General features: G+C 71.9%; 23 protein-coding genes. 14 read left to right on the top strand and 9 right to left on the bottom strand.

The genetic code is table 11. The features are described from left to right. Positions 1-24: 24 nt before the first annotated feature. A complete protein-coding gene (locus ACW7GZ_RS08270; RefSeq protein ID WP_457004213.1) occupies positions 25-240 on the bottom strand; it encodes a YdcH family protein in 216 nt (71 codons plus the stop codon). Positions 241-332: 92 nt separating this feature from the next. On the opposite strand from ACW7GZ_RS08270, the gene ACW7GZ_RS08265 reads away from it, so the two are divergent. Then, complete coding sequence (locus ACW7GZ_RS08265) at positions 333-1,661, top strand: hypothetical protein (RefSeq protein WP_457008752.1); 1,329 nt, start codon at positions 333-335, stop codon at positions 1,659-1,661. Here ACW7GZ_RS08265 and ACW7GZ_RS08260 read toward each other — a convergent pair. Genes ACW7GZ_RS08260 through ACW7GZ_RS08250 form a run of 3 tightly spaced genes read right to left on the bottom strand, consistent with a single transcriptional unit; the run spans position 1,625 to position 3,467 of the window. Then, complete coding sequence (locus ACW7GZ_RS08260; RefSeq protein ID WP_457004209.1) at positions 1,625-2,221, bottom strand: hypothetical protein; 597 nt, start codon at positions 2,219-2,221, stop codon at positions 1,625-1,627. The two genes, ACW7GZ_RS08265 and ACW7GZ_RS08260, sit on opposite strands and share 37 nt — an antisense overlap. Next, the gene (locus ACW7GZ_RS08255; protein WP_457008750.1) at positions 2,218-2,844 is read right to left on the bottom strand and encodes a hypothetical protein; all 627 of its coding nucleotides are present in this window, start codon (positions 2,842-2,844) and stop codon (positions 2,218-2,220) included. The genes ACW7GZ_RS08260 and ACW7GZ_RS08255 overlap by 4 nt, the downstream gene beginning before the upstream one ends. Continuing rightward, positions 2,841-3,467 (bottom strand): hypothetical protein, encoded by a 627-nt coding sequence (locus ACW7GZ_RS08250; RefSeq protein ID WP_457008748.1) that lies wholly within the window; start codon positions 3,465-3,467, stop codon positions 2,841-2,843. The genes ACW7GZ_RS08255 and ACW7GZ_RS08250 overlap by 4 nt, the downstream gene beginning before the upstream one ends. Positions 3,468-3,726: 259 nt before the next feature. Between ACW7GZ_RS08250 and ACW7GZ_RS08245 the strand changes: the two genes are divergently transcribed. From ACW7GZ_RS08245 to ACW7GZ_RS08235, 3 genes are read left to right on the top strand one after another with little or no spacing between them, the layout of a single operon-like run. After that, positions 3,727-4,632: a recombination-associated protein RdgC gene (locus tag ACW7GZ_RS08245; RefSeq protein ID WP_457008746.1), complete on the top strand. Its 906-nt coding sequence runs from the start codon at positions 3,727-3,729 to the stop codon at positions 4,630-4,632. A 37-nt stretch (positions 4,633-4,669) separates the two neighbouring features. Then, positions 4,670-5,473 (top strand): M48 family metallopeptidase, encoded by an 804-nt coding sequence (locus tag ACW7GZ_RS08240; protein ID WP_457008744.1) that lies wholly within the window; start codon positions 4,670-4,672, stop codon positions 5,471-5,473. A gap of 50 nt (positions 5,474-5,523) precedes the next feature. Next, complete coding sequence (locus ACW7GZ_RS08235; RefSeq protein ID WP_457004202.1) at positions 5,524-6,036, top strand: hypothetical protein; 513 nt, start codon at positions 5,524-5,526, stop codon at positions 6,034-6,036. A 7-nt stretch (positions 6,037-6,043) separates the two neighbouring features. Here the strand turns inward: ACW7GZ_RS08235 and ACW7GZ_RS08230 are convergent, their stop codons facing one another. Together ACW7GZ_RS08230 and hemH are read right to left on the bottom strand one after the other, a co-directional pair. After that, on the bottom strand, positions 6,044-6,886 hold the full coding sequence (locus ACW7GZ_RS08230) for an alpha/beta fold hydrolase (RefSeq protein WP_457004738.1): 843 nt from the start codon (positions 6,884-6,886) through the stop codon (positions 6,044-6,046). After that, positions 6,886-7,851, bottom strand: coding sequence for a ferrochelatase (gene hemH, locus ACW7GZ_RS08225; RefSeq protein ID WP_457008742.1), 966 nt, complete (start codon positions 7,849-7,851; stop codon positions 6,886-6,888). Before hemH ends, ACW7GZ_RS08230 begins: the two co-directional genes overlap by 1 nt. 201 nt (positions 7,852-8,052) lie before the next feature. Here hemH and ACW7GZ_RS08220 point away from each other — a divergent pair, with 201 nt between their 5' ends. From ACW7GZ_RS08220 to ACW7GZ_RS08200, 5 genes are all read left to right on the top strand, one after another. Next, on the top strand, positions 8,053-8,973 hold the full coding sequence (locus ACW7GZ_RS08220; protein WP_457004736.1) for a lipid-binding SYLF domain-containing protein: 921 nt from the start codon (positions 8,053-8,055) through the stop codon (positions 8,971-8,973). 78 nt (positions 8,974-9,051) lie between these two features. Then, entirely contained in the window at positions 9,052-9,276 is a 225-nt protein-coding gene (gene tatA, locus ACW7GZ_RS08215) for a Sec-independent protein translocase subunit TatA (protein ID WP_457004199.1), read from the top strand. Between the two features lie 24 nt (positions 9,277-9,300). Next, positions 9,301-9,795 (top strand): Sec-independent protein translocase protein TatB, encoded by a 495-nt coding sequence (gene tatB / locus ACW7GZ_RS08210; RefSeq protein ID WP_457004197.1) that lies wholly within the window; start codon positions 9,301-9,303, stop codon positions 9,793-9,795. After that, on the top strand, positions 9,785-10,555 hold the full coding sequence (gene tatC, locus ACW7GZ_RS08205) for a twin-arginine translocase subunit TatC (protein WP_457008740.1): 771 nt from the start codon (positions 9,785-9,787) through the stop codon (positions 10,553-10,555). The genes tatB and tatC overlap by 11 nt, the downstream gene beginning before the upstream one ends. Continuing rightward, the gene (locus ACW7GZ_RS08200; RefSeq protein WP_457008738.1) at positions 10,555-11,274 is read left to right on the top strand and encodes an RDD family protein; all 720 of its coding nucleotides are present in this window, start codon (positions 10,555-10,557) and stop codon (positions 11,272-11,274) included. Before tatC ends, ACW7GZ_RS08200 begins: the two co-directional genes overlap by 1 nt. A gap of 6 nt (positions 11,275-11,280) precedes the next feature. On the opposite strand, the gene ACW7GZ_RS08195 is transcribed toward ACW7GZ_RS08200, so the two are convergent. Both ACW7GZ_RS08195 and ACW7GZ_RS08190 read right to left on the bottom strand, forming a co-directional pair. Next, positions 11,281-12,189 (bottom strand): hypothetical protein, encoded by a 909-nt coding sequence (locus ACW7GZ_RS08195; RefSeq protein WP_457008736.1) that lies wholly within the window; start codon positions 12,187-12,189, stop codon positions 11,281-11,283. A 65-nt stretch (positions 12,190-12,254) separates the two neighbouring features. Further along, entirely contained in the window at positions 12,255-12,983 is a 729-nt protein-coding gene (locus ACW7GZ_RS08190) for a glutamine amidotransferase (protein ID WP_457004190.1), read from the bottom strand. A gap of 100 nt (positions 12,984-13,083) precedes the next feature. Between ACW7GZ_RS08190 and glyQ the strand changes: the two genes are divergently transcribed. Together glyQ and glyS are read left to right on the top strand one after the other, a co-directional pair. Next, on the top strand, positions 13,084-13,995 hold the full coding sequence (gene glyQ / locus ACW7GZ_RS08185) for a glycine--tRNA ligase subunit alpha (RefSeq protein WP_457004188.1): 912 nt from the start codon (positions 13,084-13,086) through the stop codon (positions 13,993-13,995). 5 nt (positions 13,996-14,000) lie between these two features. Continuing rightward, complete coding sequence (glyS, locus tag ACW7GZ_RS08180) at positions 14,001-16,094, top strand: glycine--tRNA ligase subunit beta (RefSeq protein ID WP_457008734.1); 2,094 nt, start codon at positions 14,001-14,003, stop codon at positions 16,092-16,094. Between the two features lie 21 nt (positions 16,095-16,115). Here glyS and ACW7GZ_RS08175 read toward each other — a convergent pair whose 3' ends face one another. After that, positions 16,116-17,501, bottom strand: a complete 1,386-nt coding sequence (locus tag ACW7GZ_RS08175; RefSeq protein ID WP_457008732.1) for a sensor histidine kinase — start codon at positions 17,499-17,501, stop codon at positions 16,116-16,118. Positions 17,502-17,649: 148 nt separating this feature from the next. On the opposite strand from ACW7GZ_RS08175, the gene ACW7GZ_RS08170 reads away from it, so the two are divergent. From ACW7GZ_RS08170 to ACW7GZ_RS08160, 3 genes are read left to right on the top strand one after another with little or no spacing between them, the layout of a single operon-like run. Then, on the top strand, positions 17,650-19,566 hold the full coding sequence (locus ACW7GZ_RS08170; protein ID WP_457008730.1) for a diguanylate cyclase domain-containing protein: 1,917 nt from the start codon (positions 17,650-17,652) through the stop codon (positions 19,564-19,566). A gap of 54 nt (positions 19,567-19,620) precedes the next feature. Next, positions 19,621-21,534 carry an autotransporter assembly complex protein TamA gene (locus ACW7GZ_RS08165; protein WP_457008728.1) on the top strand — a complete coding sequence of 638 codons (1,914 nt, stop codon included), beginning with the start codon at positions 19,621-19,623 and terminating at the stop codon, positions 21,532-21,534. Between the two features lie 2 nt (positions 21,535-21,536). Next, complete coding sequence (locus ACW7GZ_RS08160; protein ID WP_457008726.1) at positions 21,537-25,463, top strand: translocation/assembly module TamB domain-containing protein; 3,927 nt, start codon at positions 21,537-21,539, stop codon at positions 25,461-25,463. Positions 25,464-25,608 lie beyond the last annotated feature (145 nt).

Raw genomic sequence — 25,608 nt, 5'->3', positions numbered from 1 at the left:
CGGGCAGGGCCGGCCGGCGTGGGCTCAGGCCGGCTCGTCGGGAATCAGTGCCGACTCCAGGCGCTCGATGCAGTCCCTCAGCTGCAGCTTGCGCTTCTTCAGGCGCTTGACCATGAGCTCGTCGGCGCAGGGGTCCAGGTGCAGCCGGGAGATGGCGGCATCCAGGTCGCGGTGCCCGCTCCGCAACTCCACCAGACGCTGGACGAGACGGGCTTGTTCGGCGGGGTCGACGGGCTGCATCGCCCCGAGGTTACACGCCCGCTGCGGCGGCGGCACCGCGAACACCAACACAGCCGGCTAAACAGGTGATCCGGCTGCGCTAGGCTGTCGCCATGTCCGCCATCCAAGCCGCCCCGCACCTGGACCGCCACGCACTGGATCCCGCCTGGACCGGGATCCCCCGGCTTGCCGCGACCCTGCTGTGGCGTCACTGGCCGGCCCTGCTGTTCTGGTTCTTCGCCCAGCGCCTGGCCCATGAACTGCTGATGGCACTGGCCATCCGCCTGTCCAGTTTCGGCCTGGTGCTGTCCTATGCCGTGGTCGCGGCGCTGGTGGTCGCACAGCTTGCCGGCACCATTGCCATGTTCCTGGTGCTGCGTCCATCGCTGCCCGCACTGGCACTGGCACTGGCCCCGGCGCACGGCAGCGGGCCGGGGCACGTGGTGCGGCCCTGGCTGAACGCGATGGCGATCGCCCTGCTGCCGTTCTTCGCCTATTACGCGACCTGGGGCCTGCTCGACAACGTGCGCCGGGCCTTCCTGACGGGCTACCTCTTTGGCGCTTCGTTCGAGGGCCGTGAGAACCTGCAGGACGTCTTCGCCCTGCGCGGCATCTGGATCGCGCTCGCCGCGGCGGCCGTGCTCCGGCACGTGGCCAAGCGCCGCGTGGCAGCGACCGGACGCGGTGGCTGGAGCGTACTCGCGACCCTGTGCGAGGCCTACTGGGTGTTCGTGGGCGTGGCCGCGGTCGCCAGGGGCATGAGCTGGCTGAAGGACTGGTGGCATGCACGCGCGGTCTACGTCGCGGTCTCGCAGTGGTGGAGCAACCCGCTTCCCGACGCGGGCTTCCTCGCCCCGCCCAGGCGCATGCTGCAACCCGTGCTCGACCTGGTTTCCACCGCCGCGGGCGCGATGCTGATGCCCCTGGTATGGCTGGCGATCACAGCAATCATCTACGGCTTCGACCTGCGCCGGCGCCAGCGCCTGGGGGTCGCCGACGCGCCGTTCCGCCTGCTCTCGTCGCGCTACAAGGGCCTGCACTTCATCTGGAAGAAGCTCGCCGGCAAGCTCAGTTCGGGCTGGGCGGGCAAGGGCGTGCCGGTAGTCAACAGCCTGCGCCTGGTGCTGCGCGCGGGCCTGCCGGCGATGCTCGCGCTGTGCCTGGGCTGGCAGCTGCTGGCAAGCCTCGACGCCTCCCTGTTCCGCTTCACCGCGCTGCTGATAGGGCCACGCGACGACTGGGAGTGGCGGCTGATCGGCGTGCCGCTGTCGGTGTTCGTCAACGGCCCCGCTTCGCTGCGCCCGGCGCTGCTCACCGAGCTGCCGCGGGTCTGCCTGCTGGCCGCCACCTTCGGCTATGTCGCCACCCGCCTGCCGGCGGCGATGCGTGCCGCGGCGTCCGGCGCTCAGTCCGTGGACGAAGACAGTGGAAAGCGCAGGTAGGTGCCCTGGGGCTCGAGTTCGTTCTGCATGAAGCGCAGCTCGGGACTGAGGTCTTCGAGCTCGTGGCCGGGCGAGATGCGATAGATCTTCTCGAAGCGGAAGGGCCGCCCGATCTCCGCCGGCTCCCTTCCCGCCCGCACCGGTCCATGGCCGCAGTCCTGGCCCAGGCCGCGCCTGGCCCGGCGGCTTGCCGCCAGGCCGGTGTCGGCATCCCAGTGCCGCTCCTCCCGATCGGACACGCGGCTGCGGCATTGCGACAGCCGTTCGGCGGTGGCGTCACGGCCAGGGAGCACTTCGAACTGCACCACCAGCACCTGGGCATCCTTCCGATAGCCCAACTCAAGCACTTCGGGCGCATCGGCCTTGGCCAGGAACGCCTCGACCACCCGCCAGCGCGAACCTTCGTATTCCACCCACTCGCCGGGCGCTGCCTCGCGCGGGTAGGAGGGCACCCAGCCCGCGCGGTCCTGCAATGCGGAGCGCAGCGGGACAGCGACGGCCAGCGCACCCAGCAGCAGCGCGCCGGCCAACCACCCGCCATTACGCCGCCACCAGTTCATCCGCGCAGGTCCAGGGCGGCGGGCGCCTCGTCCAGGAGCTGCCGCGTACGCGTGGCATCGAGGCCCAGGTCGATGTCGACCAGATGGTCGATCCCGCCGAGGCCGTCATACGGCCCCCAGAAGAGCTGCAGGCGAGCACCCTCCACCTGGCCAGGTGGAAGTTCGAAGAACCAGGCGCCGGTGACCGGCAGTCCGGGATCAAGCGTCTTGCCGATGAAGTTCACCGCGGTCGCCGGCCGGTCCTGGTTGCCCTGGTAGAGCAGGCCGTCGCGGGTGCGGATCCGCGCGCCGACCAGGCCCGGCACGCGCAGCGCCTCGACGTCGGCCACGACCGAGAGCCAAATGCCCGCCGTAGCGACGCGCCGGGGGTCCGGCGCGAGCGCTCCGCCATCGACAAGATAGGCATGGGCCAGCTTCGGGCGCTTGGCCTCGACCGCGAAGTTCCGCGCCTGGATGCGCTGCTCCACGCCACCGTCGAGCACGATCGGCAGCAGCCGCTCGTTGTAGGCGGGTTCGGCATTGCGCAGGACGACGATCGCCACCAGCGCCAGCATGGCCAGCAGCAGGTCGCGCCAGCGCGGAAGCCAGTGCGGAAGCCAGCGCGGCCGCCTGCGCACATTCACGGTCCCGCTTCCATGGCCCGCCGCTCTTCCAGCGGCAGCACAAGCTTGGCCAACTGCTCCGCCGGCAGCCATTCGCTGCCGCCGGTGAGCCAGGTCCGCGACTTGAAGCGCACCGCCCGCACGCCCCACTGCGTCTCCGCATCCGGCGTCCAGTCCGCGGGCACGACCCACACCAGGTCGATCCCGGTGGGCAGCAGCGGGGGCAGGTGGTAGTAGGTCCCGTGGTCGTCCGAACGCGACACCGACTCGGGCCGGATCCCCTCGCCGGGCAGCACCGGGAGCCAGAGGATCGAGTTGTGCAGGGCGAAGCCGCCCGCCTGGCTGCTGTCGCTGCGGTTGAGTGCACGTACCTGCAGCACCAGGTAGCGTTCGGAGGGTCCGAAGGACGAAGGGCGGTCGCGACCCGGACGCACGTCGGAGATCCAGGCGCGCAGCGGCGTGAGCTCCAGCGCACCGGCATCGATGACGGCACCGGCACCGTGCGTGGCAAGGGTCTTGCCGCGGGTGCCGCGGAGTCCGCCGACCAGGGCCACGGCCACCACCGCAAGCGCGGCGATCGCCAGCAGCACCCGCAGCGGCGGGTGCCGGATGACTTGCGCAAGCCCCTTGCCTGGTGACGACATGGGCGAAGCATACCTTTGGCGACCATGCCCGGCGACGCCCGGCATGTGCGCCGCATGCAGTGCGCGGACCTCGGCGGGCAGCCGCTAGAATGTTCGCGCAATGAGCATCGTCCTGCCCTCCACCGAACTGCACGCCGGCAGCGTTTCCTGATGCTCCATCAACGCACGTCCCGACCCGTATCCGCGGGCCGCCGCCGCGTCGCCTGAGACAGCGCGCGCGCATCCTGATCCCCCACATCGACCACGGCACCCATTCCCCATGTTTTTTCGCAACCTGACCCTGTTCCGCTTCCCCAAATCGCTCGACCTCGAGGGCCTCGAAGAGGCGCTCGGCACCCATCCGCTCAAGCCCGTCGGCCCGCTTGAACTGTCCTCGAGCGGCTTCGTGGCCGCGCTCGGCCGCGAGTCCGAGGCCTATAGCCATCGCCTCAACGACGCCGCCTGGGTCGCGGTCGGCGGCGAAGACCGGCTGCTGCCCGGCGCGGTGGTCAACGACATGCTCGCGCGCAAGCTCGACGAAGCAGAGGAGCGCGAAGGCCGCCGCCCTGGTGGCCGCGCACGCAAGCGCATGAAGGACGAGCTGATCCACGAACTGCTGCCTCGCGCCTTCGTCCGCCCCTCGCGCACCGATGCCATGCTCGACCTCAAGCACGGCCTGTGCATCGTCGACACGTCATCGCGCAAGAACGCCGAGGCGGTGGTCTCCGCGCTGCGCCAGGCGCTCGGCAGCTTCCCGGCACTGCCGGCGAACGCCGAGGTCGCGCCGCGCAGCGTGCTGACCGGATGGATCGCGGGCGAGCCGTTGCCCGAAGGCCTGTCGTTGGGCGAGGAGTGCGAGCTCAAGGACGGCAACGACACCGGCGCGATCGTGAAGTGCCAGCGCCAGGACCTGGGCAGCGACGAGATCAGCCACCACCTCGAGGCCGGAAAACAGGTCACCAAGCTGGCGCTGGTGCTCGATGACCACGTCTCGTTCGTGCTCGGCGAAGACCTGGTGCTGCGCAAGATCAAGTTCCTCGACGGCGCGGTGGACCAGCTCGAAGGCGGCGACCGCGATGACCTGCGCGCTGAACTCGACGCACGCTTCATGCTGATGTCGGCCGAAGTGCGGCGGCTGTTCGAGATCCTCGAGCCGGCGCTGAAGCTGTCGCGCGTCGACGCCTGATCGCGAATCGCGGCGTGCACGCCGGTAGAATCCACGCATGTCGTCCCTGCTCCGCCTGCTGCTCACGAAGTCCCCGGCACCGGGCGCCCGCAACATCCAGCGCGACATCGTCGCGCTGGCGATGGACGACGGCAGCGAGGTCGCGGTGCTGCGCGTGCGCGACCCGCGTGCGCGCCGGCTGCGGCTGTCGGTCGACGAACGCGGTGCGCGCCTGACCCTGCCTCCACGCGCCAGCGCGATCTCCGGCGAACGCTTCCTTGAGCTGCACCGCGACTGGCTGCTGGCCCAGCTGCGCGCGCACGCCATCGACGACATCGTCGCACCGCTGGAGCGCGGCACCACGCCGGCCCTGCCGCTGCGGGGCGCAATGGTTCCGCTGCGCTGGGAACCCGGTCGCTATGCCTGTGTCGCGCGTGACGGCGACGGCCTGGTGTTCCGCCACACCGGCCGCGGCGGCGGAGACGCGCTGCGCCGCGCCCTGCGCGACTTCTACGAAGGCGAGGCCCGCGCCGACATCGGTGCGTGGCTGCCGCGCTACCTGCCGGGCCTGCCGCGCGCACCGGCGCGCGTGCGCCTGAGGGCGATGTCTTCGCAGTGGGGTTCGCTGGCACCCGACGGCACGCTCGCCCTCGACCTGGCCCTGGTGCTGGGCCGGCCGGCCGCGTTCGAATACGTGCTGGTGCATGAACTCTGCCACCTGGTGCACGCCGACCACTCCCCGGCGTTCTGGGCCGAGGTCGAGGCACGCTGCCCCGACTGGCGCCGCGAGCGCGACTGGTTCCGCGAGCACGGCCGGCGCCTCAAGGCGATGCTGAGGATGCTGTCCGGTCCACCCGGCTGACATCGTTGTACGGATCAGGCCACCACGCTGGCGAGTCCGGAGCAAGTCCAATGTCCCCCCCACTGTTTTCCGCGCTTCTGGCCAGCATGGTCCTGCTTGCAGGCGGCTGCCAAAGGGCCGCCGACGCCGCGGCCGACGCCGCGATCGGGCGCGCGACGGGCGAGCGGATGGACGTCGATCGCGACGGCAACCGGCTGCGCATGCGCGGCGATGGCGGCGGCGACGCAATGGCCATCGTCGCAAGCGACGGCGTCGCGCTGCCGGCGGATTTCCCCGGCGACGTGTTCCTGCCGGCGAACTACGGCATCAACAGCGTGATGGACGTCGGCGGCGCGCGACTGGTGAACCTGGAGTCGGGCGGCTCGGCGACGTCGATGTTCGAGGCCGCGCGCACCGACATGGAGCGCAGGGGCTGGTCGCAGACGCTGGCGATGCAGCAGGCCGACAGTGCCATGCTCGGCTTCAGTCGCGGCGAGCGGGAAGCCACCTACACGTTCACCAGCCGCAATGGCGAACAGGTCCTGGTCGGCATCCGGCTGCGCGACAGGGCCACGCGGCACTAGATCACGCTCAGGCGGCGAGGAAGTCGCCGATGGCGGCGGCGACCGTGTGCGGGTCTTCCATGTGCAGATGGTGTCCGCCGGGCAGCACCTGCAGCTCGCCGGCGGGCAGCAGCGCGGCGCGCGCGCGACGCACGGGATCAGGCAGGTAGGGCTGTGCGGGATCGGCGAACAGCACCCGGGTCGGGCAGCTGATGCCCGCCACCAGGTCCTCGACCTGGGCCTCGGTCATGCGCACCATCGTCGGCAGGGTCAGGCGCGGGTCGCTGCTCCAGCTCCAGCCTCCCTGCACCGCCAGCGTGCCGCGCTCGACCAGCAGGCGCGCGGCGGCATCGCCCAGGCCATTGGCCTTCATCCGCGCGCGCACCGCGATGTCGAGATCGGGGAACACGCGCAGGTGCTTGGCATGGAGCGCGCGCGTGGACGCCACCGCTTCGCGCAGTCGTTCGACGGTGCGTCCGGGCTCCTCGGCCAGCGCGCCCAGGGCCTCGATCGCGACCAGCCGTTCGATACGGTCCGGGCATGCCGCGGCCACCAGGCTGGCGATGCCCGCCCCCATCGAGTGCCCGAGCAGCGCGAAGCGCTCCCAGCCCAGCGCGTCGGCGATGTCGAGCACGGTGTGCACGGCCCCGGCGAAGGAGTAGTCCATGCCGCGCGGCAGATGGTCGCTGCTGCCATGCCCCGGCAGGTCGGGCGCCACCAGGTCGATCGCGCCGAGCAGCGGCGCCAGCGGCAGGAAGCTCGCGGCGTTGTCGAGCCAGCCGTGCAGGGCCAGCACGCGCGGTGCGCCGGCCGCACCCGTGCGCAGGCCGCGCACGGTGCCCATCGGCAGCGCGAGCGCGAAGTCCTGCATCAGCGCCATGCGTCGAAGCCGCGGGTGGCGATCGCCGCAAGCGCGCTGGCGTGCGCCGGCGCGTCGTTGAGGCAGGGGATATAGGAAAGCTCCGCGCCGCCGGCCTCGCGGAAGAACTCCGCGTTCTGCAGCGCGATCTCCTCCAGCGTCTCCAGGCAGTCGGCGGCGAAGCCCGGGCAGGCGACATCGACGCGACGGACGCCCTCGGCGGGCAGCGCGCGAACCGTGGCGTCGGTTGCGGGCGACAGCCACTTGCCGCCGCCGAAGCGCGACTGGAACGTGGTCTGCCAGGCCACGTCGGGCAACTCGAGCGCGGCGGCGATCGCGCGCGCGCCGGCGAGGCATTGCCGCTGGTAGGGATCGCCCTGGTCGACCAGGCGCTGCGGGATGCCGTGGAAGGAGAACAGCAACCGGTCGCCGCGGCCGTGGGCCGCCCAGTGCGCGCGGATCGAGTCGGCGACCGCGGCGACCCAGGCGGGATCGTCGTGGTAATCCCCGACCATGCGCGCGGCCGGCATCTCGCGCGCGACCACGTCGCCCATCGAGGCCGTGGTGGTGGTCGAGTACTGCGGGTACAGGGGCAGCAACAGCACGCGCGCACCTTCGCCGCGCAATTCGCGCAGCCGGCGGGCGAGCGCGGGCTCGCCGTAGCGCATCACGTGTTCGACGTGCACGCCGGGCAGAAGCCCCTGCACCGCCTGCGCCAGCCGGCGCGTGTGCACTTCAAGTGGCGAGCCGCCATCCATCCACACTTCGGCGTACTTGTGCGACACCTTGCGTGCGCGCAGCGGCAGCACCACGAGGCGCAGCAATGGCTGCCAGAACAGGCGCGGCAGCTGCACCACGCGGGGGTCGGACAGGAATTCGAGGAGGTAGCGCGACACGGCGTCCGCGGTCGGGGCCGAGGGCGTGCCGAGGTTGGCCAGCAACAGCACATCGCGGGCGGGAAGGGCGGCTTCGGTCATGGGCGGCGGCTGGCGTCTTGCGTGCGGGCGTGGCCCGCCAGTGTACGGTCCGGTACGGCGGCACGCAGGCTCACCGCCGATTCATGGCCGCGCGAATAGCCTGACGGCCCACGCGGCGCGGTCGACATCGCACGCCCTGCGTCGCATCCTCCCACTGTCCGCGTACCCGCCACGGAGTCGTCCATGACCGCCAAGCGCCACCTGCTCCGCCTGCCCGTCCTCGCCGCTGCACTGTGCGTTGCGCTGGTGGCTGCGCCCGCGTCCGCCGGTCCCGACGAGGACGCACGCGCACTCAACGCGGTGCGCGTGCTCACCGACATCCAGGCCATCCCGGAGTCGGCGATCCCGGAGAAGCTGTTCGACGAAGGCCACGCGATCGTGGTCGTGCCCGACACCATCAAGATCGGCCTGGTGATCGGCGGCCGCCGCGGCCACGGCCTGATGTCGGTGAAGAATCCCGACGGCACCTGGTCCAACCCGAGCTTCGTCAAGCTCACCGGCGGCAGCATCGGCTTCCAGGCCGGCGTGCAATCGGCCGACGTGGTGCTGGTGTTCCGCAGCGAGCGCGGCCTTGAGTCGATCGTCAACGGCAAGTTCACGCTCGGTGCCGACGCCGGGGTTGCCGCCGGCCCGGTCGGCCGCAACGCCTCCACCGCCACCGACGGCGAACTCAAGGCCGAGATCTGGTCGTGGTCGCGTGCGCGCGGCCTGTTTGCCGGCGTGGCCCTGGATGGCGCCGTGCTTTCGATCGACGACGAGGCCAACGAGGCCGCCTATGGCCGCGACACCACGCCGCGGATGATCTTCGAGGGCCGCGCCACCGGCCAGCCTTCGGTCGCGGTGGTCGATTTCCGCGACAGCCTGGAAGAAGCCACGGCGCTGGCGCGCGCCAACCGCGCCACCGATGGCGCTTCGCGCGACACCGCCGGCAGCGACGCCGCGCCGGTGGCCGCACCAGCCCCGGACGCACCGGCCACCGGCGCACGGACCGCCCCGCTCGGCAGCGACAGCCTGCCGCCGCAGGGACCGAGCGCATTCCAACCGGTCGACGAGGCCCCGGTGACCTCCGAGCCGCTTCCCGCGGACGACCTGCCGGCGCCGCTTCCCGACCCCATCGACTGACGCGCCGGATGCACCGCCCGCGGTCCATGCCGCGGGCGAGTTGGTATCCTGAGCGCCCGAACACACGCAGGTAGCGGCATGGGCAGTTTCAGCATCTGGCATTGGATCATCGTCCTGGTGGTCGTGCTGCTGATCTTCGGTACCAAGCGCCTTCGCGGCGCCGGCCGTGACCTGGGCGAAGCCGTGAAGGGCTTCAAGAAGGGCATCGCCGACGACGACGACAAGCCGACCGGCCAGCTGGGCGACCAGACCCGCGACGGTGAGCGCAAGGCCGAGCGCGACAACGATTCCGTGCAGCGCTGATCCCGGCGCGGCGGGCCGTCCGGCATGTTCGACCTCGGTTTCGGCGAGCTGATGCTCGTCGCGCTGGTGGCGCTGGTGGTGCTCGGCCCCGAGCGCCTGCCGAAGGCTGCGCGCTTCGCCGGCCTGTGGGTGCGGCGCGCGCGCGCGCAGTGGTATTCGGTGAAGTCCGAACTCGAGCGCGAGATGGCCGCCGACGAACTGAAGCAGAACCTCGACGCTGCGCGCACCGCCGCCACCGACCTCGAGCGCGGCGTGCGCTCGGCGGCCAGCGATGTCGACCGCAAGGTCCGCCAGGCCGGAGAGGACACGCAGCGCGGGCTGGTGACGCTCCGCTCCGGGCTCGCCGCCGGCGTCGAGCCCGGGGCCAGCAGCGACCCTGATGCGGACGCCGGCACGGGCATGGCCACCGGCGACGCCCACGCTGACACCGATGCCGGCATCGACACCGACACCCCGCCCGCCGACCCTGCCAACGGCGACGCACTTCCGCCAGCCAGCGGAGGCCGCGATGGCCGCTGAGGGCGAAGGCCACATCTTCGACCACCTGCTCGAGCTGCGCAGCCGGATCATGCGCGGGCTGGCGGGCCTGGGCGTGGTGCTGCTGGTGCTGCTGCCGTTCGCCAACAAACTCTATGCCTGGCTGTCGGCGCCGCTGGTGGCCAAGCTGCCTGAAGGCGCGCACCTGATCGCGGTCGAGGTCGCCTCGCCGTTCTTCGCTCCGCTGAAACTCGCGTTCTTCGCCGCCGTGGTGCTGAGCATGCCGTGGCTGCTCTACCAGGCCTGGGCCTTCGTCGCCCCCGGGCTGTACAAGCGCGAGAAGCACCTGGCGCTGCCGCTGCTGGCGAGCTCGCTGCTGCTGTTCTACGCGGGCTGCGCCTTCGCCTTCTACATCGTGCTGCCCTCGGTGTTCGGCTTCCTCACCATGGTCACGCCCGAAGGCGTGGCGATGATGACCGACATCAACGCCTACCTCGACTTCGTGCTGGTGATCTTCCTCGCCTTCGGCATCAGCTTCGAGCTGCCGGTGGCGCTGGTGATCCTGGTGCTGCTGGGCTGGGTGACGCCTGCGCAATTGAAGGAGTCGCGCGGCTACGCGGTCGTCGGCATCTTCATCGTGGCCGCGGTCATTACCCCGCCCGACGTCGTCTCGCAGTTGCTGCTGGCGATCCCGATGTGCCTGCTGTACGAGGCCGGGATCATCGCCGCGCGCATGGTCGCGCCGCGACCCGCCGCCGCCGCCGCCGCCGGCAACAGCGACAGCGACAGCGACGCCGACTGATGCACCCCGCCGGCTTCTGGCGGCGCTGCGCGGCATGGTCGCTGGATGCGGCGCTGGTGGCCCTGCCGGTGCTGCTGCTGTCGCGGGCGTCCATGCACCGCGCCGCGGCCGGCGTTGGCGGCGCCTGGGACAGGCTGGTGGACGCCGTGGCCCAGCGCATGGCCGCGGCCATCCTCTCCGTCCCGGCCCCGATGGAGGCCGTCGATCCCGGCGCCCTGGCCGGGCTCGCCCGCGACTGGCTGCACGATCCCGCGCTGCTCGCGGCGGCGACCGCCCTGCAGTCGGCGCTGGCCGGACTGCTGGGCGGGCCGATGGTGCTGTTCGTGGCCCTGTTCCTGGCCTGGTGCGTGGGCTTCGAGCGTTCGCCGCTGCAGGCCACGCCGGGCAAGCGCGCGCTGGGCCTGCGCGTGGTCGACCCGGCCGGGAGGCGCATCGGGGCGGGTGCCGCGCTGGGCCGTTTCCTGGCCGGCACGCTGTCGTGGCTGAGCCTCAATATCGGCCATCTGCTGGCAGGCGTCGCGCCCGATCACGCGGCGCTGCACGACCGGCTCAGTCGGACCCGCGTGGTGCTTGCATCCGGCGCACCGGAGCGGATGCCGCCATGGGCCACGGCGTGGCTGGCCCTGCAGGCTGTCGCATGGCTGATGGCCATGGCCTGGGTCGCGCAGGCGATGGCCCTGCCGATGCAGGCGGCGCTCGACCGCGCGCTGTGGGGCTGAACCCCGTCAGGCCACCACTTCGTGCTGGCTGCCACCCTCGGCCGGACCGTCGCAGACGTCGCGCCACATGTAGTAGATGACCCCGAACATCACCACGTACAGGGCGACCATCGCGGCAAGATAGGCCGGCGCGGCAAGCACCATGCCCAGGGCCGGATGCACCATGCTGCCCACGCCCATCAGCACCGCCACGACCAGGCCCAGCAGCAGCAGCGCCAGCATCCCGGCCACCGTCACCACGATGCTCAGCACCAGTAGCGGCAGCAGGTTGCGCAGCGCGCCCAGCAGGCCATCGCCCAGGGCTTCGCCAATGCCGCGGCCGCCCAGGGCGACCTGCCCCACGGCGATCGCGTAGGCGCCGTTGAAGAACATGCCGACGATGAACAGCAGGCCGAGGAAGGTGCCCAGGCCGCTGGGCAGCGGCGGCAGCACCGGCGTGGTGCCCGGCTCCGCGCCCTCGAGCGCCTCGAACACCGAACCGATCTGGGCGAAGAAGTCGCCGCCGAAGGCGAACCCCACCGCGCCGAACAGCACCATGCCGACGGCGATCAGCCCGAGCAGGACGCCGATCACGCGACCCGCACCCTGGCCAGCGCCGAACACGTCGAAGACCGCCGCCGCGCGGGTCGGCACACCGGTTTCACTGGCGTGCAACAGCCGCAGGTAGCCCGCGAACAGCGGACCCATCACCAGCAGCGAGAACAGCACCGAAAAGCCCATCAGCGCGATCATCATCCCGGCGCTGGTGACGCCCAGGACGCTCTGCACGACGATCTGGATGAGGCTGGGGACCAGCGCGACCAGCATCATCAGTGCCGCGCCGCCAAGGACCGCGCGCGGGTTGCCGCCGCCCAGGTTCACGGCGTTCAGCAGCCAGCGCCAGCCCGAAGCCGGGCCCATCGTTCGTGTACTCATCCAGTGTCCCCGGTTGCCAGTCTGTTCGCGGCCATGCCGCGCCTGCGTATCGTAACCCGGCGACCTCAGGCGTGGCGGCGCGCCCGGCGCACGAATCGCCGCAGCACGCGGCGTGCGTCGGGTGCCGCGCGCACCGCGGCGCGCATGGCGGCCGGATCCCGGCCTTCGGCGGCCAGGCTGTCGCGGCGCGCATCGATATAGCCGCGCATGTGGCCGGCGCTGAATTCGGGATGGAACTGCACGCCCCAAGCCGCGTCGCCCCAGCGGAAGGCGTGGTAGTCGTCGAGGTCGGAAGACGCAAGCGCGACGGCGCCGGCGGGGAGTTCGAGCACGCTTTGCAGGTGGGTGGCCTGGGCCAGGAAGCGATCCGGCAGCCCCGCGAACAGCGGATCGCCCTTGGCCTCCGGACCCTGGTCGATGGCGACGGTGCCCATCTCGCGGCCGCGCGGGTTGTCGGCGACGGTGCCGCCCAGCGCATGCGCCAGCAGCTGGTGGCCATAGCAGATGCCGAACAGCTGCGCGCCGTCGTGGGCCGCGTCGCGCAGCCAGCCTGCCGTGCGCTCGCTCCAGGGTTCGCGGTCGCTGACCATGGCGCCGGAGCCACTGACCAGCACGCCGGCATAGCCGCGATGCGATGGCGGCGTGTCGCCCGACTGCACATCGACCACTTCGACTTCGCCGCGCGACAGTCCTGCCGCGGTGCGGATCCAGTGCGCGAAGCTGCCGTGGCGGCGCATCGAAGCCACGGGGCGGCCGGTCTCGAGGGCCAGGAAGGGAGGTGTGTTCCGGAACATGCGTGCGACCCTGCGACCTGCAGCCGCGCGGGGCGCGCGGGAGCGGCCGCTATACTAGCCCGCCCTTCATCCACGCCGCCCCGGCGGGCACGGACCGCGCATGACCGCACCCACTTTCCAGCAGCTGATCCAGCGGCTCAACGACTTCTGGGCCGCGCAGGGCTGCGTGCTGGTCCAGCCGCTCGACCTCGAGGTCGGCGCCGGCACCTTCCACCCGGCGACCTTCCTGCGTTCGCTCGGGCCGGAGCCATGGAACGCCGCCTACGTGCAGCCCTGCCGCCGCCCCACCGACGGCCGCTACGGCGAGAACCCCAACCGCCTGCAGCGCTACTACCAATACCAGGTGGTGATGAAGCCCTCGCCCGACAACATCGTCGAGCTGTACTTCGAATCGCTGAAGAGCGTGGGCGTGGACCCGCTGGTGCACGACCTGCGCCTGGTCGAGGACAACTGGGAATCACCGACGCTCGGCGCCTGGGGCCTGGGCTGGGAGGTCTGGCTCAACGGCATGGAAGTGACCCAGTTCACCTGGTTCCAGCAGGCCGGCGGCATCGAGTGCAAGCCGGTGCTTGGCGAGATCACCTACGGCCTCGAGCGCCTGTGCATGTACCTGCAGAACGTCGACGACGTGTTCGACCTGGTGTGGACGCATGGCCCCGACGGCAGTCCGGTCACGTATCGCGACGTGTACCACCAGAACGAGGTGGAGCAGAGCACGTACAACTTCGAGCATGCCGACGTCGCCGAGCTGTTCCATCGCTTCGACGCCTGCGAGGCCGAGGCGCTGAAGCTTGTCGAACTCGGCCTGCCGCTGCCCGCCTACGAGCAGGTGATGAAGGCCAGCCACAGCTTCAACATGCTCGATGCGCGGCGCGCGATCAGCGTCACCGAGCGCCAGCGCTACATCCTGCGCGTGCGCAAGCTGTCGCAGGCGGTCGCCGAGGCCTATTTCGCACAGCGCGAGAAGCTCGGCTTCCCTGGCCTGAAGACGCACAACGACAAGGCCGCCTGAAATCCATGAGCGAACAACTCCCCCTGCTGATCGAACTCGGCACCGACGAGCTTCCCGTCAACGCGCTGCCGGGACTGGCCGGCGCCTTCCTCGACGGCGTGCGCGCCGCGCTTGCGCGCCGCGGCATCGCCTTCGCCGACGGCGCGCGCCCGCTGTACGGGCCGCGCCGCCTGGCGGTGCTGCTTGATGGCGTGGCCACCACGCAGCCCGAGCAGGCGTCGGAAGTGATGGGCCCGTACCTCAACATCGCGCTCGACGCCGAGGGCCAGCCGACCCGCGCCCTGCAGGGCTTCGCGCAGAAGGCCGGCGTGGAGTGGACCGCGCTCGAGCGCGCCACCGACCAGAAGGGCGAACGCTTCGTGCACCGTTCGGTGACGCCCGGCGCGGCTACCCGCGACCTGCTGCAGGCGGTGCTGGACGAGGCCATCGCCGCGATGCCGATCCCCAAGCCCATGCGCTGGGGCGCGCACGCGCACGCCTTCGCGCGGCCGGCGCACTGGTTGGTGGTGCTGCTCGGCGACGAGGTGGTGCCGGCGAGCGCGTTCGGCATCGCGTCCGACCGCATGAGCCGCGGCCACCGCTTCATGCACGACAGGCCGGTATCGATCGGCGCACCCGGTGGCTACGTCGACGCCCTGCGCGCGGCGAACGTGCTGGTGGATCCCGAAGAGCGCCGCAGCGCCATTGTCTCCGGCGTCGAGGCCGCGGCCGCGAAGGCCGGCGGCAGCGCGCGCATCGAGCCCGGCAACCTTGCCCAGGTGGAGTGCCTGGTCGAATGGCCCGTGGCCGTGGCCTGCTCCTTCGACCCCGGCTTCCTGGCCGTGCCGCAGGAAGCCCTGGTGGCGACCATGGAAGCCAACCAGAAATTCTTCCCGGTGCTGGGCAAGGACGGTCGCCTGACCGAACACTTCATCGGCGTGGCCAACATCGCTTCGCGCGACGAATCCGAAGTGCGCAAAGGCTACGAGCGGGTGATCCGCCCGCGCTTTGCCGACGCCGGGTTCTTCTTCGACGAAGACATGAAACAGGGCCTGTCGGCGATGAATGAAGGCCTGGCCACGGTGACCTACCAGGCGAAGCTTGGCAGCGTGGCCGACAAGGTCGCGCGGGTGGCGGCGCTGGCCGCGGCGCTGGCGCCGGCGGCAGGCGTGGACCCGAACCTGGCGCGCCAGGCGGCGCTGCTGTCCAAGGCCGACCTGCAGTCGCGCATGGTCAACGAGTTCCCCGAGCTGCAGGGCATCGCCGCGCGCTACTACGCGAGCCAGGACCCCGCACTGGCCGGGCTGGCGAACAGCGACCGCGAGGCCCTGGCCGGCGCGCTGGAAGAAGCCTGGCAGCCGCGCGGCGCCGGCGACGCCATCGCGCCTTCGGCCCTGGGCCGGCTGCTGGCAATCGCCGAACGCATCGACACGCTGGCCGGCGGTTTCACGGCCGGGCTCAAGCCCACCGGCAACAAGGATCCCTTCGCCCTGCGCCGCAATGCGCTGGCGCTGGCGCGCACGATCATCGAAGGCGAGGTCGAACTCGACCTGCCGGCAACGCTCGCCACCGCGATCGCCGCGACCCCGGGCGATGGCGGCACGCCTGCCGATGAGCTCTACGACTTCATCCTCGATCGCCTGCGCGGCTACTACGCCGACCGCGGCGTGCCGGTGCAGCAGTTCAATGCCGTGGCCGCGCTGCGTCCGCCGTCGCTGCGCGACTTCGACCGCCGCATCGACGCTATCGCCAGCTTCGCGAAGCTCCCGGAAGCCGAGGCGCTGGCCGCCGCCGACAAGCGCATCCGCAACATCCTGCGCAAGGCCGACGGCACGGTGCCCGATTCCGTGGACGCCGCGCTGCTGCGGGAACCGGCCGAGCAGGCGCTGGCCGACGCGGTGGAATCCGCGTACGCCGACACCGGCGCGCCGCTTGCCGCCGGCAACTACGCGGATGCGCTTGCGCGCCTGGCGCGGCTGCGGCCACAGGTCGATGCATTCTTCGACGCGGTGATGGTCAACGCCGAAGACCCCGCCCTGCGCGGCAACCGCCTGGCCCTGCTGCAGCGGCTGTCCTCGCGCCTGGGCAGCGTGGCGGCCATCGAGCACCTGTCGGCCTGACGCCTGCGGGCGCCGGCCGCCTCAGCGCGGCACGGCCTGCCGCGGCAGGCGGATGCGGACGGTGGTGCCCTGGCCGGGCGCGCTGTCGACCAGCAGCGCGCCGCCCGCCGCTTTCGCCAGGTCGGACGCCACCGAGAGCCCCAGCCCCGTGCCCTGGCCGGCAGGCTTGGTGGTGTAGAACGGCTCGCGGCAGCGGGCCACCTCTTCGCCCCCCATCCCGCACCCGGTGTCGCGCGCGCTGATCTCCACGCGGCCGGGATCCGGACCGGGCAGGCTGACCGTGAACAGCCCGCCTTCCGGCATCGCCTCGGCGGCATTGGACGCCAGGTTGAACAGCATCAGCTCCAGCTGGCCGCGATCGAAGAGCACCGGCTGCAGCGTGGACGGAAGTTCGAGGCGGAGCTCCACGCCGGGCGGGAACAGCTGCCGCAGCATCGGGCGCAGGTCGCCCACCAGGGCGGCGGCGTCGAACACTTCCGGCCGCGTCGCTTCCAGGCGGCTGAAGTCGAGCAGCCGCCGGCTGACGGCCGTCGCGCGCCGCGACGCCGATTCCACGCCTTCGAACATGGCATGCAGCTGTGCGACGTCCTGCTCCCGGCGGCCGCGCTCCGCGTAGCCCTGGATCAGCGCCAGCAGGTGGTTGAAGTCGTGGGCCACGCCGCTGGCCAGCCGGCCCACCGCCTCCACCCTTTGCGAATGCAGCAGCTGGCGCTGCGAGCGTTCCCGCTCCTCCATCTCCAGCTGCAGGCGGTCGCGGGTCCGGGCCAACTGCGCGTTGCGCTCCGCCAGCGTGCTGACGTAGCCCCGCATCAGCACCGCCGCGCGGTCGAACAGCAGCGCCGTCGCCAGCAGCCCGACCGCGAACTGGGCGGCCAGCAGGCTCGCGGACCGCAGCACGACCGGGTCGTAGAAGTGGCGGCCGATGTCGGTCCAGGCGGCACCGGCGATGATCGCCAGCAGCGTGGCCGCGCACGCCCAGAGCACCCACCTGCCCAGCAGCAGCGCGCCCAGCAGGGGCGGCAGCAGGGTGATCAACTGGCCACCGACCTGCAGGCCCAGCCCCGCGCGCAGGTAGTTCCAGCCAAGGATGCCGAGCGTCCCCGCCAGGAACAGCAGCACGGGCAGGTTGAACCGCCCGCGGCGCAGCAGCAGGAAGCAGCCCCAGATGAGCGCGGTCGCCGCCGCCGCCAACGCGATCGCCGCCTGGGGCAGCGGCATCCAGGGCCTCAGCCAGGCGTGCAGGACCAGCGCCAGCGGGTGGTACAGGCCCATGAACACCAGCAGCACGGCCAGCATCCGCGCGTTGCGCAGCTCTTCCGGCTCCCTGCCCTGGCGCCTGAGGATCCAGGCCAGCGCGCCGGCCGCCGCGTCGCCGATAGCGCGCGCGCCCTTCCTGCCAACACCCATCCGGACTGCACCCTCGTCGAATTCCATTCCCGGCGGCGCCTGCCCCGGGGCGGCAAGGCGAAAGTATAGGCCGGGCCCGCGGTCACCATCGATGCCACAATTCCGGCACGCCGCGGCCGCGGTTAATCAATCCACCGGGGAATGCATCGTGTCCTTGCGCTACATGCTCCTGTCCGTATTGCTCGCCGCCGGCTGCGCCGCGGGCACGGCGCAGGCCCAGGCCACGGACGGACGGCAGCAGCAGGACATCGCCCAGGGCGAGCACTGCCTGCGCCAGATGGAACGCGACGCCCACGGCGCCATGGACCAGGCCCGCAACATGCTGGCGCGCGAAGGCGCCAGCGACATCAGCCGGGTGATGGCGCTGTCCTGCCTGGTTCGCGGACAGCTCATGACCGGGGAGGGCGAGGCCGCGCAGGCCCTGATGCCGGAGCTGCTGCCGCTGCTGGACTCGGCGGCCATGCCGCAGCAGCTGCGGATCGAGATGCAGCTGCTCGCGGCCACGGGGCTGCAGCAGCTGGGCCAGCTGAAGCTGGCCGGCGAGGTGCTTGAAAGCGCGCTGGAGGAGTCCGCGGCCTACACCAACCTGCGCGTGCAGACGCTGGTGGCCATCGCCCTGCACCACGCCCGCGGCATGGACGACCCGGCGGGCGCCGAGCCTTGGTTCAAGCGTGCCATCGCGGCCACGGCCAAGCGTCCCGGCGGCCAGATCCCGATGGATGCGATCCCCTACTTCAACTACGGCCTCGCCGCGCTCGAGCAGGGACGCACGGACGCCGCCGCCGGGCTGCTGGAGACGGCACGCGACCTCGCCAGCCGCGACCGGCACCTGGACCGCCTCCGCGGCCGGGTCATCGGCACGCTGGGCCGCATCGCGCTCGAGCGCGGCGACCTCGCGCTGGCCCGCACCCAGCTGGAGGACGCCATCGGCATGCAGCGGGCCATGGACGACATGCCGGGCCTCGCCACCAGCCTGCGCCAACTGGGCGAACTGGCCCTGCTCGAGAGCGCGCCGGCACAGGCGCTCGTGCACGCCCGCGAGTCCGCCGAGCTGGTCGAGCGCGGGCGGATGGCGGAACAGATCCAGCCGTCGTTCGAGCTGATGTCACGGATCCACTCGGCCTTGGGCAACGCAACCGAATCCCGGGCCTGGAGCGAGCGGGCGCGCCAGCACCGGGCCGAGGCCGAGCGCGAACGCGACCCCGCCATCGCCGCGTCGCTGGAGGCGCGCGCGCCGCGACCGGACGAGTCGGTCGAGCAACTGGGCAACCTCACCCGGGCCCGGGTCATCGGTACCCTGGCGCTGCTGGCGCTGGCCGCCACCCTGCTCGTCGGCGGCTGGATGCTGCTGCACGCCCGGCGCAGGCAGCGCCAGTTGGCCCGCTCGAGCACGACCGACGCGCTGACCGGCCTGGCCAACCGCCGCGCGGCGACCCGGGAGCTCGACGCCCTGCCCGCCGCCGCCGGCGACGGCCTCCGCGCCGCGCTGCTGCTGCTGGACATCGATCACTTCAAGGCGGTCAACGACGAGCACGGCCACGAAGCCGGCGACCAGGTCCTGGTGGCCCTCGGCGACTGCCTGCGCGCGGCCTGCGATGGCAACGATATCGTTGCCCGCTGGGGCGGCGAGGAGTTCCTGGTCCTGCGACCGCAGACTTCGCAGGCCGCCGCGTACGCGCTTGCCGAGCACCTGCGCGCGGCCGTGGAACGCCTGGCGATCCCCCTGCCCGGCGGCCAGTCGACCTCGGTGACGGTCTCGCTCGGACTGGCACCCTGTCCGTACTTCCCCGGCCACGCCGACTGGAAGAGCGCCATTCGCATGGCAGATCGTGCGCTGTATGCCGCCAAGCATTCCGGACGCAACGCCTGGACCGCCACCTGGGGCGAAGCCGCCGGTGCGAACGTGGATGTCTACAGCGTGCGCCAGGATCCGGAAGGCGCGATGGCACGGGGATGGATCACGGTCTCGGGCAGTCGGCCGGTCTCCTGGTCACCGGTGCGCGGCGAGCCTGCCCCGCGGCTGACCGGGGCCGCGGGTGCGACCGGCGACAGGCAACTGCCATGACATCGGCGGCGATGCGTTAATCGCGCCTCGACGCGGCCCCGGTATCCTTCACCGATGCTTTCGCCCCCCCGCGCACTCCTCGCCACCCTTCTGCTCGCAGCCACCGGCAGCGCGCATGCCGTCAGCGTCTCTTCGGTCGAGGTCAAGGGCCTCGACGACGAGATGGAAGAGAACGTCCGTACTTCGCTGTCGCTGGTCGATGCCATCGGCGATGAACTGGGCTGGCGCCGCCTGGGCTACATGCTTCGCGCCGCGGGTGAGGAGACCCGCGAGGCGCTGGAGCCCTTTGGCTACTACTCGCCACGGATCGTGGTCGAGCGCGTGCGCGATGGCGAGCGACGGGTGGTCCTGGACACCGCGGCGACCGAGGGCCAGGACGCCGCCGACACCGCGGCCGCGACCGCCGCCGTGGTGCGCGAGGCCGGCCCCGGCCCCGGGCGCGCTCGCGACGGCGCGCAGGCGCCGATTTCGGTGGTGATCACGGTGGAAACCGGCGACCCCGTGCGCGTGCGTCGCGCCGACATCGCCATCATCGGCGACGGCCACGACGACCCCTACCTCAGCGAGGAGGTCGACGACTTCCTTCCGCGCGAGGGCTCGGTGCTGCACCACCCCACCTACGAAGCCAGCAAGGCGCGGATCAGCCGCCGCCTGTCGGAGCGCGGCTATTTCGACGCCGACTTCTCCGCGCGACGGGTCGCGGTCACCCGCGCCGAAGAAGCCGCCGACATCGAACTGGTCTGGACCAGCGGCGACCGCTACGACATGGGCGCAACGCGCTTCACGCAGGCACCGCACGAGGTCGTCGACAACAGCCTGCTCGAACGCCTGGTGTACTGGGAAGAAGGCCAGTACTACCACCAGGGCCGGCTCGACCGCCTGCGCACGTCGCTCAATTCGCTCGACTATTTCAGCCGCGTCGACATCACCCCGCGCCCCGAGGAGGCCGAGGACGGCCGGGTGCCGGTGGACGTCACGCTCACCCCGGCCAAGCGCGATGTCTACAGCGCCGGCCTGAGCTACGGCACCGACAGCGGCGCCGGCGTTCGCCTCGGGCAGGAGCGCCGCTACGTCAACCGCCGCGGGCACAAGGCGCTGTGGCAGGTGGACTATGCCCAGAACCGCAAGACCCTGACCCTGCAGTACCGGGTCCCGGCCTTCCACTGGCTCGACGGCTGGTACACCGCCAGCCTGCAGGCCGCCGACGAGCAGACCGACTACATCGACAGCCGGCGCATCGAGTTCGTCGCCAGCCGCAGCGGCCAGTACAGCCGCAACCTCAACCTGGTGGCCTCGATGCACGCACTGCGCGAGCGCTGGGCCTACGAGTACGAGGCCGACACCGACCCCACGACGCCTCCGGTGTACCGCTATGCCACGTTCACCTATCCCTCGCTGCGCGCGACCTACGTCGATCTCGACGACACGCTGTTCCCGCGCAGCGGCTACAACGGCAGCCTGCTGCTGCGCGGCGGCGTGGAAGGCGCGGGCTCGGAGGCCAGCTTCGCCCAGTTCCACGCGCGCGCGCACTGGTACCTGGGCGTCGGCGAAAGCGACCGCCTGATCCTGCGCGGCGAGTACGGCCGCACCGAAACCAGCGCGCTGGTCGACATGCCGCCGAGCCTGCGCTTCTACGCGGGCGGCGACGGCAGCATCCGCGGCTACGAATGGCGCGAGGTCGGCCCGCGCGTGGTCGATGACGACGACGACAGCTTCGCCCTGGGCGCGCGCCACGTGTTCACCGCCAGTGCCGAATACGAACACTACTTCGGCGGCGGGCCCTGGGGCATCGGTGCCTTCGTCGACACCGGCAGCGCCTACGACGGCTCGCCCGACCTGCGCACAGGCGTCGGCGTCGGCCTGCGCTGGCAGACGCCGGTCGGGCCGCTGCGCCTGGACATCGCCCGCGGCCTGGACGATCCGGATTCGCCCTTCACCCTGCACCTCAACATCGGTACCAGCCTGTAGCCATGGCACGCACGCCCGACATCACTCCTGAAGAACGCGAGGCGCGGATCGTCGAGCTGCGCGCGCGGCGCCGTGCACGGGTGCGCAAGCTGGCGGTGCGCAGCGGCATCGGCATCGCGGCGCTGGTGCTGCTGGTACTGGTGGCCGGCTACTGGCTGCTGTCCACGCTTGGCGGCCGCGACTTCCTGCTGTCACAGGTGGTTTCCCGCCTGCCCGCCGGCACCACGCTGGAATGGCGCGACGCCGAAGGCCCGGCCTCCGGACCGCTGACGCTGCACGACGTCGCCTTCCAGCAGCTGGTCTGCCCCGAGGTCGATGACCAGCCGGTGCCCTACGGCCAGTGCGCGGCGCCCAACGCGCTGCGCTTCAGCGCCAGGCGGGTCACCATCGACCCGGCGCTGCGCCCGTTGCTCGGCCGCGTGCTGCGCCTGGACGCGGCCCAGGTCGAGGGCGCGGTGCTGGAGCTGCCACCGTCCGATGACGGCGAGCCGTTCTCGCTGCCGCGCTGGCCCGAAGTGCTGCCGCAGGTCGAGCCGCCGCTCGGCCTGCAGGCCGACGCCATCGAGATCGACGGTTTCCGCGTGCTGCGCGGCGGCGAGCCGATGATCGACATCGCCAGCGTCCGCGGCGGCATGGAGGCACGCAGCGGACTGCTGCGCCTGCGCGAGGTCGTGGTCGACAGCGACCGCGGCGTGTTCAGGGCCGGCGGCGAGTACGCGCCGGGCGACGACTACCGCATGGACCTCACGGCCTCGGCGCTGCTGCCGGCGCCGGCGGGCACTACGCGGCCGCGCCTGGGCCTGGTGGCGCGCGGCAACGTGGCCGCGCTCGACGTGGCGTTGTCCGGGCATGCGCCCGCGCCGGTGCGCGCACGCCTGGGCCTGCGCGGCGGCGAGGAGGCACCGCGCTGGACGTTCAAGGCCGCCAGCGAAGCGCTTGATCCCGCGCTGCTGGCCGGCTTCGGCGAGCCCGGCACGCCGCTGGCCTTCGACCTTGACGCCCGCGGCACCGGCGGCCGCGCCGAGCTGCAAGGCGACATCGCCTACGGCGAATTCCGCGCCACCGTGCAGCCTTCGGTGGCCATCCTCGACGAACAGGTGCTGGAGTTCGATCCGCTGGTGGTCGACGTGCTCGACGGCCGCATCACCGTTACCGGCCGCGGCGACTTCGCCGATCCGCAGGCCGCCAGCGTCCGCTACGCCGTGCTTGCGCGCGGCCTGGCCTGGGCACCGACGCCCGCGGACGGCGCCGCCCCCGATCCCGCCGCGACCGTACACGCTGACGCCGACATCGGCCTGGCCGGCACCGCGGAAGCCTGGGCGGTGGTCGGCAAGGCCACGCTCACCCGCGATGGCGAAGCCGCCGAGGTCGAGCTCCGCGGCCGCGGCGACCAGTCGCGCCTGGACCTGCGCAGCCTGGCCGCGCGCACGCCCGGCGGAAGCCTTGATGGCAGCGGCCACGTGGCCTGGGCGCCGGCGCTTGGCTGGTCGATCGATGCCGATCTCGCCGGCTTCGACCCCGGCTATTTCGCCCCCGACTTCAGCGGCGCGATCGACGGCCGCATCTCGTCCACCGGAAGCACCCGCGACGACGGCGGACTCGAGCTCACCGTGGATGCCAACGACCTGGGCGGCCAGCTGCGCGGGCGCCGGCTCTCCGGCAGCGCCAGCGTCGCCATGCACGGCGCTGCAACCGGCAGCACCGCGCCGGCGGCGTACGAAGGCGAGGCCGCGCTCAGCATCGGAGGCAGCCGGATCGACGCCCGCGGCCGCATCGACCAGCAGCTGGACATCGAAGCGTCGCTGGCGCCGCTGCAGCTCGATGACCTGCTGCCGGGCACCACGGGCCGCATCGAAGGCACGCTCACCGTCGCCGGCGCACGCGACGCTCCCGACCTGCAGGCCGACCTCGACGGCAGCGGGCTGCGCTACGGCGACTACAGCGCCGACAGCCTGCAGCTGCGCGGCCGCCTGCCCTGGCGCAGCGGCGGTGGCGAGCTCGAGTTCGACGCCCGCGGCGTGCAGGCCGGCCTGGCCCTGGACACGGTGGCGCTGCGCGCGCGCGGCGCCGTGGAGGACCTGCAGCTCGATGCCGAGGCCCGCGGCGACCTCGGCCACGCGACGCTGTCGGGCAACGCGCGGCGCGGCGGCAACGGCCTCTGGCGCGGCGCACTCGACGCGCTCCAGGTGGCGCCCGCGGTCGGTGCCGCCTGGCGACTGCAGTCCGCGGCCGCCTTCGCGCAGGCGTCGGGCGGACGCTGGACGCTGTCGCCGGCGTGCCTGGCGCCTGAGGTCGGCGGCCATCTCTGCGCCAGCGCCGACTGGCCGCGACAAGGGCTGTCGATCGACGGCGAACAGCTGCCGCTTGCGCTTGTCGCGCCGTACCTGCCGAAGCAGGACAGCGGTCGCCCGTGGTTCCTGGAAGGCCTGGTCGACATCGACGGCCGCCTGCGCCCGGCCGGAACCGCCTGGCAGGGCCATTTCAACGTCGCCTCGACCAGCGGAGCCCTGCGCACCAGCGCGCGCTCGCGCCGCGACGTGCTGTCCTACAGCGGCCTGGCGCTGGACGCAGAGTTCGATGCCAACCGCATCGCGGCAACGCTCGGGCTGGGTTTCAACGGCAACGGCCGCATCGACGCGCAGCTGCGCACCGGCTGGGACGCCTATGCGCCACTGGAAGGCAATATCACCGCTGCCACCAGCGAGCTGACCTGGCTGGAGCTGTTCTCGCCCGACATCGTCTCGCCCGAAGGACGCCTGGACGCCGACGTCAGCCTGGCCGGCACCCGCGCCGAACCGCGGCTTGGCGGCAGCGCGAGCCTGGCCGGTTTCAGCACCGAGATCCCGTCGCTTGCGATCGCGATCGTCGATGGGCAGGCGCGGCTGGAGGCCCTGCCCGACGGCAGTGCGCGCATCAGCGGCACGCTGGGCACCGGCGGCGAGGGACGACTGGCAATCGACGGCAGCCTCGGCTGGCAGACGGAGGGCTCGCCGCTGCTGCTGCAGCTGCGCGGCGACAACGTGTTGCTGTCCGACACCCGCGACCTGCGCGCCGTCGCCAGCCCCGACATCGAGGTGCGCTATGCCGCCGGCCGGCCGCTGCAGGTCAGCGGCCGGGTGCTGGTGCCGAGCGCACGCATGGACCTGGAGCGGCTCAGCGACGGCGTCTCGGCGTCGCCGGACGTGGTGGTGCTCGACCCGGTCGATCCCGACGAGGGCCCGGCCATGGCGATGGAACTCGACCTCACGCTCGCGATGGGCGACGACGTGCATCTGAACGGCTTCGGCCTCGAAGGTGAGCTGACCGGCGAACTGCGCGTGCTCTCGCGCGCCGGGCGCGAAATGACCGGCCAGGGCATGCTCGAAGTCGGTGGCCGGTATGAAGCCTATGGCCAGGAGCTCGCGATCACCCGCGGCCGCCTTGAATGGTCGAACACGCCGGTCTCCGATCCTTTGCTCGACATCCGCGCCGAACGCAAGGTCGGAGACGTGACCGCCGGCATCAACGTCGACGGGCGCGCATCGGCGCCGCGTGCCCGGGTCTGGACCGACCCTTCCAGCGACGAGTCCGAAGCCCTGGCCCTGCTCGCGCTGGGACGCCCGCTGTCGAGCCTGAGCGGCCGCCAGGCCAGCGACCTCGATGCCGCATCGGCGGCGCTCAACGCCGGCGGCAGCCTGCTGGCCGGTCAGCTGGGCAAGCAGATCGGCCTCGACGACGCCGGCGTGATGGAGTCGCGCGCACTCGGCGGCAGCGTGCTCGGCATCGGCAAGCAGCTGTCACCGCGGCTGTACGTCGGCTTCGGCGTCTCGCTGCTGGGCACCGGCCAGGTGCTGACCCTGAAGTACCTGCTGCGCAAGGGCTTCGACGTCGAAGTCGAATCCAGCACCTTGGAGAGCCGCGGCTCGGTCAACTACCGCCACGAACGCTAGCCGTTGTAGGAACAGCTACAGCTGCGAAGCCCCTGCAGGATCAACGGCAACCACGAAGCGCTATCGCTTCGTCCCGGTCGCGGCTATCGCCGCTCCTACAAAAGCCACGGTCGCGGCGATGGCCGCTCCCGCAGAATCGCTTGGC

Source organism: Luteimonas sp. A537, assembly GCF_054052065.1.
Note: the sequence above shows the minus strand (reverse complement) of the source record. Positions and strands in the feature narration are given on the sequence as shown.